A 12,081-nucleotide genomic window follows, 5' to 3' on the forward strand; every position below is an offset into this window, starting at 1 on the left:
CCACGCCTTCACGCATCGAGGAGCGATTCGTCGTGACCATCACCCAGCCCGACCTCAGTGTCTTCGAGACCCTCGAGTCCGAGGTGCGCAGCTACTGCCGCGGCTGGCCCACCGTCTTCGACCGCGCGCTCGGCAGCCGCATGTACGACGAGGACGGCCACGAGTACCTGGACTTCTTCGCGGGCGCCGGCTCGCTCAACTACGGCCACAACAACCCCGTGCTCAAACGCGCCCTGATCGACTACCTGGAGCGCGACGGCGTCACGCACGGGCTCGACATGTCGACCACGGCCAAGCGCCGTTTCCTGGAGACCTTCCAGAACCTGGTGCTCCGGCCGCGCGACCTGCCGTACAAGGTCATGTTCCCGGGCCCGACGGGCACCAACGCCGTGGAGTCCGCGCTGAAGCTGGCCCGGAAGGTGAAGGGCCGCGAGGCGATCGTGTCGTTCACCAACGCCTTCCACGGCATGTCGCTGGGCTCGCTCGCGGTGACCGGCAACGCCTTCAAGCGGGCCGGCGCGGGCGTCCCGCTGGTGCACGGCACGCCGATGCCGTTCGACAACTACTTCGACGGCCAGGTCCCGGACTTCCTGTGGTTCGAGCGCCTGCTGGAGGACCAGGGGTCCGGCCTCAACAAGCCGGCCGCCGTGATCGTCGAGACCGTGCAGGGCGAGGGCGGCATCAACGTGGCCCGCGCCGAGTGGCTGCGCGCCCTGGCCGACCTGTGCGAGCGCCAGGACATGCTGCTCATCGTGGACGACATCCAGATGGGCTGCGGCCGCACCGGCGCCTTCTTCTCCTTCGAGGAGGCCGGCATCACGCCCGACATCGTCACCGTCTCCAAGTCGATCAGCGGCTACGGCCTGCCGATGTCGCTGTGCCTGTTCAAGCCCGAGCTGGACATCTGGGAGCCGGGCGAGCACAACGGCACCTTCCGCGGCAACAACCCCGCCTTCGTCACGGCGACCGCCGCGCTGGAGGCGTACTGGGCCGACGGGTCGGCGATGGAGAAGCAGACCCGCACCCGCGGCGAGCAGGTCGAGCAGCACCTGATCGCCATCACCGAGGAGAACCTCGCCGACGTGAAGGAGTACCGGGGCCGCGGCCTGGTGTGGGGCATGGAGTTCCACGACAAGACCCGCGCCGGGCGCATCGCGCGCCGCGCCTTCGAACTCGGGCTCCTCGTCGAGACGTCCGGGCCGGAGAGCGAGGTCGTCAAGCTGCTCCCCGCCCTCACCGTCAGCCCGGACGAGCTGGACGAGGGCCTCAAGACCCTCGCCCGTGCCGTGCGCGAGACCGCCTGAGCGCGGGCGCGGGCCGGCCGGACGCACCGTGCGCACCGGAAACACCCATCTAGGAGGCATCGCAACACCGTGATTGTCCGCTCTTTCAAGGACCTGGAAGGCACCGACCGGCACGTGAAGTCAGCGTCCGGCACGTGGGAGAGCAAGCGCATCGTCCTCGCCAGGGAGAAAGTGGGCTTCTCCCTGCACGAGACGGTCCTGTACGCCGGTACGGAGACGTCGATGTGGTACGCCAACCACATCGAGGCCGTGGTCTGCGTCGAGGGCGAGGCCGAGCTGACCGACCACGAGACCGGGCAGACCCACACGATCACGCCCGGAACCATGTACCTGCTGGACGGGCACGAGCGGCACACGCTGAAGGTGAAAGAGGACTTCCGCTGCATCTGCGTGTTCAACCCGCCCGTGACCGGCCGTGAGGACCACGACGAGAACGGGGTGTACCCGCTGCTCACCGAGGAGGTGTGATCCATCGTGACCACGACCGTCACCGATCTCTATCCCAGCCGAGGCACCACCGAGGTGGCCGTCCCTCGCCAGGACCCGGTGGTCTGGGGCGCGCCCGACGCGCCGGGGCCGATCTCGGCCGCCGACCTCCAGTGCTACGAGCGCGACGGCTTCCTCGCCGTCGACCGGCTCATCACGGACGACGAGGTCGCCGTCTACCGGCAGGAGCTGGACCGGCTCGTCAACGACCCGGAGATCCGTGCCGACGAACGCTCGATCGTCGAGCCGAAGTCGAAGGAGATCCGGTCCGTCTTCGAGGTGCACCGGATCAGCGAGGTGTTCGCGCGGCTGGTCCGCGACGAGCGGGTCGTCGGACGGGCACGGCAGATCCTCGGCTCGGACGTGTACGTCCACCAGTCGCGGATCAACGTCAAGCCCGGCTTCGGCGCCAGCGGCTTCTACTGGCACTCGGACTTCGAGACGTGGCACGCCGAGGACGGCCTGCCCCGGATGCGCACGGTGTCCGTCTCGATCGCGCTGACCGAGAACTACGACACCAACGGCGGGCTCATGATCATGCCGGGGTCGCACAAGACGTTCCTCGGGTGCGCGGGGGCCACGCCGAAGGACAACTACAAGAAGTCGCTGCAGATGCAGGACGCGGGCACGCCGTCCGACGAGGCGCTCACCAAGATGGCGTCGGAGTACGGCATCAAGCTGTTCACCGGCAGGGCCGGGTCGGCGACCTGGTTCGACTGCAACTGCATGCACGGCTCCGGTGACAACATCACGCCGTTCCCGCGCAGCAACGTGTTCATCGTCTTCAACAGCGTCGAGAACACGGCCGTCGAGCCGTTCGCGGCACCGGTACGGCGTCCCGAGTTCATCGGGGCCCGGGACTTCACGCCGGTGCGGTAACCGGCACACGGGCAGGCACGGGCGGGCCGCGTCACCTCGGGTGGCGCGGCCCGCCCGTGCCCTTGGAGCCGTGCGTTCAGCCCGACAGCACGTCCAGCAGGCGGTCCACGTCGGCCGGGGTGTTGTACAGGTGGAACGCGGCACGCAGGTTGCCCGCGCGGTCGGAGACCTCGACGCCGGCGCGGCTCAGTTCCTCCTGGCGGTGGCCGAGTCCGGGCACGGAGACGATGGGCGAGCCGGGCGCGGGCACCGGCTCGTGGCCCAGCCGCCCGAGGCCGGCGCGGAAGCGGTCGGCGAGCGCGAGGTCGTGGGCGCGGATCGCGGCCACGCCGAGTTCTTCGACGAGCTCCAGGGAGCGGCGGGCACCGGCGTAGGAGAACAGGGCCGGGCTCTCGTCGAACCGCCGTGCGGAGTGGGCGAGTTCCTCGATCGGGCCGTAGCAGGAGTCCCAGGGGCGCTCCCCGGCCACCCATCCGGCGAACAGGGCGCGCAGCGTGCCGGGGTCCTGCGGCGCGACGAGGAAGGTGACGCCCCGCGGGCACAGCAGCCACTTGAAGGCGACGGCGACGGTGTAGTCGTAGGCGTCCGCGTCGAGGTCCAGCCAGCCGGCGGCCTGCGAGGCGTCCACGAGGGTGCGCGCCCCGTGCTCGCGGGCCGCCGCGCGGATCGCGGGCAGGTCGGCGACCCGGCCGTCCGCGGACTGGGCGGCGCTGACGGCGACCAGGGCGGTGCCCTGCCGCACCGACCCGGCGACCCGCTCCAGCGGCACGGCGCGCACCTTGAGGTCGCCGCGCAGGTGGAAGGGGTTCACCAGGGAGCTGAAGTCGCCCTCGGCGGTGAGGACTTCGGCGCCCGCGGGCAGGGACGCGGCGATCAGTCCGGTGTAGACGGCGACGGAGGCACCGGCCGCGACGCGGTCCGCGGGCACGCCGGTCAGCCGGGCGAAGCAGGCGCGGGCCGCTTCGACGTCGGCGAACATGTCGGTCGGCTGCCCGGCCGCCGCCGCCTCCACGGCCGTGTGCAGGGCGGCCACGGTGCGGGCGGGCAGCAGCCCCGTGCTGGCGCTGTTCAGATAGGTGTTCTTCGGCGCGAACTCGGTACGGACCAGGCTCTCGAAGGTCTCCATGCCACCACTGTGACGCCGGGCCGTTGCCCCGTCCATCGCGTATTTCCTGGCGGCTGCGCAAAGCAGCGCTTATGGACGGCGTCCGGCCCCGCGCCCGCGCGGGCGACCGGGGAGCCGCGTGGGGTCGCCGTCAGGGGCTGTTCCTCAGCCAGCCCTCGCGCACTCCGAGGGCGAACAGCTTCTGCGTGAGGTCCCACAGGCGGGGCGAGCCGTCGGCGATGACGGACGTGCGCTGCCTCACCCGCTCCTCGGTCACCCCGGGGGTCCGCCACGTGCCGCCCGCGTTGCCGGCGTTCAGCAGCAGCGGCTGGAGCCGGTCCATGGCCTTGGCGAACCTGGCCTCGGCGGTCGTCCGGGCCTCGAACTCCTCCCACAGGGCGAGGAAGTGCGCGTTCTGGTCGGCCGGCAGCAGGGCGAACAGCTTGCTCGCCGCGGCGGCCTCGCGTTCGTGCTGGTCGGCCTTGGCCGCGTCGTCGAAGAGGCAGGTGTCCCCGGCGTAGATCTCCACGAGGTCGTGGACCAGGACGAGCTTCAGCGTGCGCTCGATGTCGATCGGTTCGGCGGCGTACTCCGCGAGCACGAGGACCATCATCGCCAGGTGCCAGGAGTGCTCGGCGTCGTTCTCCCGGCGGTCGGCGGCGAGGAGGGGGCTCAGCCGCAGGACGGTTTTCAGGCGGTCGATCTCGGCGATGAACTCCAGTTGGCGTACCAGTCGTGACGGCAGGTCGGGTGAGATGCCCGTGACGTCGAGCAACTCGTTCCGGGCGCCGGAATCGGGGTGAACGGTGTCCACTGCTCCTCCAGGGGTGGCGGTCGGGCGGGCGGTGCGGCCCCGCGGGCGTCAGATGCGCAGCAGGTCCAGCAGCCTCGGGTGGTCGAGTTCCTGCACGATGGTGACCGGGGGCCGGTCCGAGCAAAGGTCCCGCCAGTCGACGGCGGTGACCCCGTGCGCCGCGCTTCCCGGCCCGTATCCCACGTAGACCCGGTGCCGTGCCGCCCTGGTGACGACGGACGGGTCCAGGGCGACCGCCATCGCCAGGGGGTCGGCCCGCCAGTACGCCGACCGCTTCCCGTACCCGGGGTCGGTCAGGTAGCGGTTGTCCACCAGGTGCCGCAGGCTCGTGGCCGCCGGGGAGTCGCCGGTGAAGAAGGAGTCGAAGTCCTCCCGGGTGAAGGCGTGGTCCAGGGTCGCCTCCCAGGTGAGCAGCGTGAGGTCCGGGAAGTGGGCCAGCACCAGGTCGGCCGCCGCCGGATCGGCGCCGAAGTTGAACTCGGCGTTGAGGGTCAGGTTGCCCCTGCCGTACACGGCGCCGCCCATCACCACCACGCGGGCCAGCAGGTCGGGGAGCTTCGGTTCCAGGCGCAGGGCGAGAGCGATGTTGGTGAGCGGGCCGAGGGCCACCAGCGTGATCCCTCCCGGGTCCCGGCGCGCGGCCTCCACCAGGGCGAGGGCCGCGGGCAACGCGTGCTCCGTGACCTCGGTGACGGGCCATCTCGTCATCTCGCCGAGCCCGTCCGCCCCGTGGATGTCGGCGGCGCCGACCCATGCGCCGGCCAGCGGACCGGCGGCGCCCCGGTGCACGGGGACCCGGGCCGCCTCCTCCCCGAAAGCGCCGAGGAGCCAGCGCGCGTTGGCGGTCACGGCGTCGATGCCGACGTTGCCCGCGACCGTGCAGATGGCGTCCACCCGGGCGGCGGGCCGCTTCGGGGACGGGGTGAGGGCCATGGCGAGGGCGTGGGCGTCGTCCAGTCCGGGATCGGTGTCGATGATCAGCGTGCGCAACGCGGACTCCAAGGGTGGGAGTGAGGAGGCGGGGGATGCTGGACGGATGTGGTGCCGGGTGCGCCCCGGCCGGCGGCCCGCTCAGGCGGCGGGCACGAGAGAGCCCAGGAGCTTGCGGTACCGCAGCATGGGCAGTTCGGGCTCCCGCTCGACGTGCTCCGCCTCGAAGACGACCCGCGCCTTCTGCAGCGAGGTCAGCAGCGCCTCCAGGACGGTCCGCGCGAGGAGGGCGCCCGGGCAGTAGTGCTTGCCGGCGCCGAAGCTCAGGGGGCGGATGCCCTTGCCGCGGTCACGGATCTCCAGGGGATCCGGGAACGCCTCGGGGTCGAGGTTCGCCGTCCCCAGGCAGAGGTTGATCCGGTCGTCGGGCTCCAGCCGGTACGGGCCGACCGACACCGGTCGACGCGCGTAGCGGGTGGCGAAGCGAAAGGGCGTCCCCAGGCGGAACACCTCCTCGCGCAGGACGGCCACGGGCAGCTGGAGCAGGGCCTGTGCCCCCAGGCGGTCCCCCACGACGCACAGGGCCGTGGTGGTGGGGTCGTAGGCCCCGGTGATCATCTGCGTCAGGTACGCCGTTGCCGCCTCGGGGCCGAAGGACGGGTCGTCCCACACCTTCGCCAGCTTCGCCACGACCGGCGTCGGCGGATCGGTCCGGGCCGTCTCCAGCCAGGACCGGAGTTCGGCGACCGCCTCCAGCGCGCGGTCGATGAGGGTCATGTCGAGGTGCGCCGCGGCGAGTTCGTCCATGACGGCCTCGCTCAGCCCGATCAGCCGGGCGGCGTCCGCCCGTCCGACGAGGGTGGCGATCACCTCCCGTCCCGTCGGGCGGGCCACCTCCTCCAGCCAGTCGAACCTCTCGCCGGGGGGCGTGGCGAGACGCGCTTCGAACAGCTCGGTGCAGGTGGCGGCCAGTTCCGGTGTCACGGTGCCGCGCAGGAGCCGGACCACCGTGCGGCGCGCCCGGCGGTGGTACTCGCCGTCGGAGAACACCGGCCAGTGGGAGAGGAAGCGTTTCAGCTCTGTCCTGCGCGCGGCGTCCCGCTCCGACAGGCCGGCCAGCCTGCGGTCGGCGGACCGCTGCGCCCAGACGTCGCCGGTGGTCAGCAGCTTGCGCACATCGGCGGCACGCAGCGCGTAGGGGCCGCCGTTCTCGGCCGCCGCCTGGTAGGGGCAGGCCCGCACCGCGTCGGCCAGCGCCGTGAAGGGATCGCGGGCGCTGTAGTCCCCGAAGACGTCAAGCATGGGAGCCGTCCACGCTCGTGGCGTTCGGCGGGGAAGCGGCTGCCTGTTCCTTCGGCGGCTGCGCCGTCGCCCCGGAGCGGGTCCGGTTCGACACGTGGAACATCATGGCCGTGCGGTCCCAGTCGGGCTCGTGGTCCGCCATGTCGATGATGCGCCGCAGGACGTCCTGGTCGTCCAGGATCGCTCCGACCGACTCGGCCACCGTGATCTGCCGGGACGGGCGCCAGACGCGCTCCACGGGATCTCCCGGGTGAATGCGGCCCTCCTTGAGGACGCGCAGGTACGCGCCGGGGCGGCGGGCCGCGTTGAAACGCTTGGCCCAGCCCTCCTGCTGCATCCAGCCGCCGAACGTCCCGCAGGCCATGCGCGGCGCCATGACCTGCAGCAGGACCTCGCCGACCTGCCACTTCTCCGCGAGAACCGAGCCGTTGACGTCGAACCCGGCGAAGTCCAGGTTCTCTCCGAACATGCCGTTGCGCAGCGGCACACCGAGCTGTTCGGACCACCAGTCCAGGTCCTCCCGCGCATACGCGTAGACGGCCTGCATTTCACCGCCGTGGAAATCCGCGAACTGCTCGTCGCCTTCCAGCCCTAATTTACCGACCGTTATCCCTCCGGACACCGGCAGCTTTTTGATCGCGGACTTCTTCCGTCGCGCGAATTCGGTGGGAACACATGGGCCCGTATTGATCGAAAGAATGTACCCCATGTCAAAAAAGCTAACACCGCTTACAACGTTGGTCAACCGGCCCATACTGGGAATGCATTGCCGTCGGATGTGCGGGCATTTCACGGCACGCCAAAACAACAGCCTCGGCTTTCCGGGCTGTTCGTGAATTACGTGAATTCGTGAATGCCTTTTGCCGGCGACGGCATGCGGGACCGGCCGGCGGCGTGCTCGCGCACGCCGCCGGCCGCCCCGTCAGGCGTCACCGCTCGGCCGGGGACCGGCTCGCCTAGCGCGCGCCCTTCGCCCGTGCCTGGATGAAGAACGCGGGCACGTTGACGTGCCGTTCGCCGGACTTGACGGTGCCCTGGTAGTCGATCGGTGCCGTGGAGAGGATCTCGAAACCGGCCGCCTCCAGCTCACGCTGGAGCGTCCCCTCCTCGCGGACCGCCGGCAGCGGGACACGGTCGAAGACGAAGCCGAACTTCTCCGCCGGCACGCCGCCGCCTTGCAGCTGCCCGAGGATGAAGTCCCGGCTGGCGGGGGCGAGTTCGTAGAAGAACGCCCCGCCGGTGCTGCCGGCGAGGTGGGCCAGAGAGGTGGTGGCGAGCTTCAGTTCGTCCGGGGTGAAGGCGTGCAGCACCGTCCGCACGTACAGGCCCGCGTCGCCGATGCGGTCGTGCAGCGCGGCGGCCTGTTCGGGCTTGAGCAGGTCGAGCTGCTCGTACGAGACGCCGGGGGCGCTGTGCTGCTCCCGGGCGCGCTCCACGGCGCTCGGCGCCACGTCCACGCCGATGACCCGGTCGAAGTGCTGGGCGATGGCCGCGGTCTGGGCGCCGTCGCCGCAGCCGACGTCGATGACGGGAAGTGAGGGGTCGAGGACGCTGCCGAACAGGTGGAGGTGCGCATGGGCGACGTAGGTGGGGTCCACGTCCCAGGGTGAGGTTCCCGGCCCCTGGGGCAGCTCGGTCCAGAAACGGTCCCACATGGTCTCGAAACGACTCACTTGACTCCCTCTCGTTGCGCGGTGACTACTACGGGAAGGTGCCCCGCGTCTCCACCGGGACAGGGAGGCGTGGGGCAGGTCGAGCCTGAGCAGCGAACATGCCGGTGGCTCGTGCCGTCCGGGCGGGACGGCACGCCACCGGAGGAACCTCGTCGACCGGCGAACCGGGCGACCGGAGAGCTGACCGGGCCGCGAAACGTCGGAGGACGCCGGCCCGTGCACACAACGACGGCATCAGCTTCCGGAAAACGACAGAGCGAAAGCAGCCGAACAAGTCGAGTGTAACTGTCCACCTCGGCGAACGCATCGACGCCGTTAATTCAAGGCGGAAGCAGTCTCAAATCAGTCTGATCATTTCCGCGCCCGCCCGCCCTGCGGGCCGATAAAGGCGCGGGTCACAGCGGAAAAGGGCCCGGGCGGAGCCCGTCGCCGACGCTGGCCAAAAAGCGCGCACGGCTGCCGCTCGCGGTCAAGCAGAGCCTCTGGATCAGGCCTTTTCGTGGCCTTGGTGCCAGTCTTCCTCGATGTCCGGAAACTGCCGGTCCGGGGCGCCGCATACGAAAGAGGACGGGACCGGCGGTCCCGTCCTCTTTCCCTGCGTCGCGGTCAGCGCTCCAGGCGGCCGTTGAACCTGCGGGGCACGCCGAGCGGGTTGTCGTCGCGCAGCTCCGGGGGCAGCAGCGCCTCGGGGGTGTTCTGGTACGCCACCGGCCGCAGCCAGCGCTCGATGGCCGTGCCGCCGACCGACGTGGACGTCGAGGTCGTCGCCGGGTACGGCCCGCCGTGGTGCTGGGCGGGGGCGACCGCGACGCCCGTCGGCCAGCCGTTGACCAGGACGCGGCCCGCGAGCGGCGTCAGTTCCTGGAGGATCTCCGTGCCGCGGCCCTGGCCCGCCGTCTCCTCCTCCGAGAGGTGGACGGTCGCCGTGAGGTTGCCGGGCAGGCGGGACAGGACGGCCCGGACCTCGGACTCGTCGTCGTAGCGGGCGACGACGGTGACCGGGCCGAAGCACTCCTCTAGGAGCAGGTCGTGCTCGCCCTCGTCGGCCAGCCGGCCCGCCGGGACGGTCAGGAAGCCCGGGCTGACGGTGTGCTCGCCGCCCGCGCCCGGCGTCACCGGGGAGTCCACGTCGGGCAGCTGGGCGCGCTCGGCGACGCCGGCCACGAAGTTGTCGCGCATGCGGTGGTCGAGGAGGACACCGGCGTCGGTGTTGCTGACGGCCTCCGTCAGGGACTTCACCAGCCGGTCGCCCGACGGGCCGGACGGGGCGAGCACCAGCCCGGGCTTCACGCAGAACTGGCCGACGCCCATGGTCATCGAGCCGGCCAGGCCCGTGCCGATCGCCTCGGCGCGCTCACCGGCCGCGGCCTCGGTGACCACGACGGGGTTCAGGGAGCCCAGCTCGCCGTGGAAGGGGATGGGGACGGGGCGGGCGGCCGCCGCGTCGAACAGGGCCCGGCCGCCGCGCACGGATCCGGTGAAGCCGGCCGCGGCGATCTGCGGGTGCTTGATCAGCTCGATGCCGGCCTCGAAGCCGTGCACCAGCCCGAGCACGTCCTCGGGGATGTCGTGCCGGGCGGCGGCGCGGCGCAGCACCTTGGCGACCAGCTCGGACAGGGCCGGGTGGTCGGGGTGGGCCTTGACGACGACGGGGCAGCCCGCGGCGAGGGCGCTGGCGGTGTCGCCGCCGGCGACGGAGAAGGCGAACGGGAAGTTCGACGCCGAATAGACGGCGACCACGCCGAGCGGCACCTTGTAGCGGCGCAGGTCCGGGACGGGCGGGGTCGCGGTGTCGTCGGGGTGGTCGATGACGACGTCGAGGAAGGCGCCCTCGTCCACGATGTCCGCGAAGGCCCGCAGCTGGTAGCAGGTGCGGGCGAGTTCGCCGGTCAGCCGGACCGGGCCGAGGGCGGTCTCGGCGTCGGCGGTCTCGACGAGGCCGTCCTTCGCCGCCTCCAGCTCGTCGGCGGCGGAACGCAGGAACGCCGAGCGCACCGCGCGGTCGGCGAGGGCGCCCCGCGCGGCGTGGGCGGCGCGGACGGCGGCGTCCACCTCCTGGGCTGTGGCTTCCACCGCAACCTGTTCACGTTGCTTCCCGGTTCGGGGGTCGACACTCCAGACTGGTGCTGCTGCCACCGCAGATCCCTTCACATTGATTGCCGCATGCACTGCCGCAGTTCTGTACGATCCACCAGGGGCGTTCGATATACTGAACGCTGTCTCTGATGATGAATGCTGTGCGGAGACTATATCTCCACGTGCTCGTCGAACGAAGGGGTCAACGGCGATGTCGGCAGGCGAGGCGGGCGGCGGGGCGCAGGTCAAGTCCGCGGTGCGGACGGTGGAGCTGCTCGAGTACTTCGCGGCCCGGCCCGGCATGCACTCCCTGACGGCGGTCCAGGAGGCCGTCGGCTACCCCAAGTCCAGCCTCTACATGCTGCTGCGCACCCTGGTGGAACTGGGCTGGGTGGAGACCGACGCGACGGGCACCCGGTACGGGATCGGCGTACGGGCCCTGCTGGTCGGCACCTCGTACATCGACGGCGACGAGGTGGTCGCGGCGGCCCGCCCGACACTGGACCGGCTGTCGGACGACACCACGGAGACCATCCACCTCGCCCGCCTCGACGGCACGAACGTCGTCTATCTCGCCACCCGGCAGTCGCAGCACTACCTGCGCCCCTTCACGCGCGTGGGCCGCCGGCTGCCCGCCCACTCCACCTCGCTGGGCAAGGCGATCCTGGCCACCTACGCGGACGAACAGGTCCGCAAGATGCTCCCGGAGACGCTGCCCGCGCTCACCGAGAACACCATCACCGACCGGGAGAAGCTCATCGAGGAGCTGCACCAGGTGCGGGAGCAGGGCTTCGCCGTGGACCGCGAGGAGAACACCCTGGGGCTGCGCTGCTTCGGCGTCGCGATCCCCTACCGCACACCGGCCCGCGACGCGATCAGCTGCTCGGTGCCGGTGGCGCGGTTGACGCCGGCGCACGAGCAGCTCGTCAAGGACGCGCTGTTCGACGCGCGCGACCGCCTCACGCTCGCCACCCGGAGGCTCTGATCCGTGGACATCGCCCTGCGTGCCGTGCACGACAGTGATCTTCCCGTGTTCTACCGCCAGTTGAACGACCCCGAGTCGCTGCGCATGGCCGCCTTCACCCCCGAGGACCCCGCCGACCGGGACGTCTTCGAGGCCCACTGGAAGCGGCTGCGCGCCTCGGACCGCGTGCTGGTGCGCACGGTGCTGGCCGACGGGGACGTGGTGGGCAACGCCGCGGTGTACGGCGAGCCGGGCGAGCGGGAGGTCACGTACTGGATCGACCGGGCGTACTGGGGGCGCGGCATCGCCACCGCCGCGCTGCGGGCGCTGCTGGCCGAGGTACCGGAGCGCCCGCTGTACGCGCGTACCGCGGCGGACAACGCCGGGTCGCTGCGCGTCCTGGAGAAGTGCGGCTTCCGCCACTCGGCGCTGACCACGGGGTACGCGCCCGCGCGGGGCGGGGAGATCGACGAGGTGGTCCTGCTGCTGGAGGGGTGACGGCCTCACCGGCGGCGACGACACGCCCCTCCCCCGTGCGGCGGAGGCGG

12 protein-coding genes are annotated in these 12,081 nt (G+C 71.3%); 5 read left to right on the plus strand and 7 right to left on the minus strand.

The genetic code is table 11. The features are described 5' to 3' along the window. Positions 1 to 32: 32 nt before the first annotated feature. The 3 genes from ectB (at position 33) to thpD (ending at position 2,669) form a co-directional block, all read left to right on the plus strand. A complete protein-coding gene (gene ectB, locus AB0M97_RS03905; protein ID WP_365959115.1) occupies positions 33 to 1,304 on the plus strand; it encodes a diaminobutyrate--2-oxoglutarate transaminase in 1,272 nt (423 codons plus the stop codon). 69 nt (positions 1,305 to 1,373) lie between these two features. Continuing rightward, positions 1,374 to 1,772, plus strand: coding sequence for an ectoine synthase (locus AB0M97_RS03910; RefSeq protein ID WP_365959116.1), 399 nt, complete (start codon positions 1,374 to 1,376; stop codon positions 1,770 to 1,772). A 3-nt stretch (positions 1,773 to 1,775) separates the two neighbouring features. Further along, complete coding sequence (gene thpD / locus AB0M97_RS03915) at positions 1,776 to 2,669, plus strand: ectoine hydroxylase (RefSeq protein WP_365959354.1); 894 nt, start codon at positions 1,776 to 1,778, stop codon at positions 2,667 to 2,669. A gap of 76 nt (positions 2,670 to 2,745) precedes the next feature. Here the strand turns inward: thpD and AB0M97_RS03920 are convergent, their stop codons facing one another. From AB0M97_RS03920 to AB0M97_RS03950, 7 genes are all read right to left on the minus strand, one after another. Beyond that, the gene (locus AB0M97_RS03920) at positions 2,746 to 3,795 is read right to left on the minus strand and encodes an aminotransferase class V-fold PLP-dependent enzyme (RefSeq protein ID WP_365959117.1); all 1,050 of its coding nucleotides are present in this window, start codon (positions 3,793 to 3,795) and stop codon (positions 2,746 to 2,748) included. A gap of 130 nt (positions 3,796 to 3,925) precedes the next feature. Further along, a complete protein-coding gene (locus AB0M97_RS03925) occupies positions 3,926 to 4,588 on the minus strand; it encodes an HD domain-containing protein (protein WP_365959118.1) in 663 nt (220 codons plus the stop codon). Positions 4,589 to 4,636: 48 nt separating this feature from the next. Beyond that, a complete protein-coding gene (locus AB0M97_RS03930; protein WP_365959119.1) occupies positions 4,637 to 5,590 on the minus strand; it encodes a nucleoside hydrolase in 954 nt (317 codons plus the stop codon). Between the two features lie 69 nt (positions 5,591 to 5,659). Further along, complete coding sequence (locus AB0M97_RS03935) at positions 5,660 to 6,820, minus strand: cytochrome P450 (RefSeq protein WP_365959120.1); 1,161 nt, start codon at positions 6,818 to 6,820, stop codon at positions 5,660 to 5,662. Then, positions 6,813 to 7,442, minus strand: a complete 630-nt coding sequence (locus AB0M97_RS03940) for an MOSC domain-containing protein (protein WP_365959121.1) — start codon at positions 7,440 to 7,442, stop codon at positions 6,813 to 6,815. The genes AB0M97_RS03935 and AB0M97_RS03940 overlap by 8 nt, the downstream gene beginning before the upstream one ends. A gap of 334 nt (positions 7,443 to 7,776) precedes the next feature. Beyond that, a complete protein-coding gene (locus tag AB0M97_RS03945) occupies positions 7,777 to 8,493 on the minus strand; it encodes a class I SAM-dependent methyltransferase (protein WP_365959122.1) in 717 nt (238 codons plus the stop codon). Between the two features lie 606 nt (positions 8,494 to 9,099). Continuing rightward, entirely contained in the window at positions 9,100 to 10,629 is a 1,530-nt protein-coding gene (locus tag AB0M97_RS03950) for an aldehyde dehydrogenase (NADP(+)) (RefSeq protein WP_365959123.1), read from the minus strand. Between the two features lie 151 nt (positions 10,630 to 10,780). Between AB0M97_RS03950 and AB0M97_RS03955 the strand changes: the two genes are divergently transcribed. Further along, positions 10,781 to 11,554, plus strand: a complete 774-nt coding sequence (locus tag AB0M97_RS03955) for an IclR family transcriptional regulator (protein ID WP_365959124.1) — start codon at positions 10,781 to 10,783, stop codon at positions 11,552 to 11,554. A gap of 3 nt (positions 11,555 to 11,557) precedes the next feature. Beyond that, positions 11,558 to 12,031, plus strand: a complete 474-nt coding sequence (locus AB0M97_RS03960; RefSeq protein ID WP_365959125.1) for a GNAT family N-acetyltransferase — start codon at positions 11,558 to 11,560, stop codon at positions 12,029 to 12,031. The last annotated feature ends 50 nt before the right edge of the window (positions 12,032 to 12,081 follow it).

The organism is Streptomyces sp. NPDC051207 (genome assembly GCF_040682395.1).
In the GTDB taxonomy this organism is placed as follows: Bacteria; Actinomycetota; Actinomycetes; order Streptomycetales; family Streptomycetaceae; genus Streptomyces.

Excerpts from the sequence above, each read along its gene's own strand:
- AB0M97_RS03920 (WP_365959117.1), bottom strand. The coding sequence starts at position 3,795 with ATGGAGACCTTCGAGAGCCTGGTCCGTACCGAGTTCGCGCCGAAGAAC.
- AB0M97_RS03935 (WP_365959120.1), bottom strand. The coding sequence starts at position 6,820 with ATGCTTGACGTCTTCGGGGACTACAGCGCCCGCGATCCCTTCACGGCG.
- AB0M97_RS03955 (WP_365959124.1), top strand. The coding sequence starts at position 10,781 with ATGTCGGCAGGCGAGGCGGGCGGCGGGGCGCAGGTCAAGTCCGCGGTG.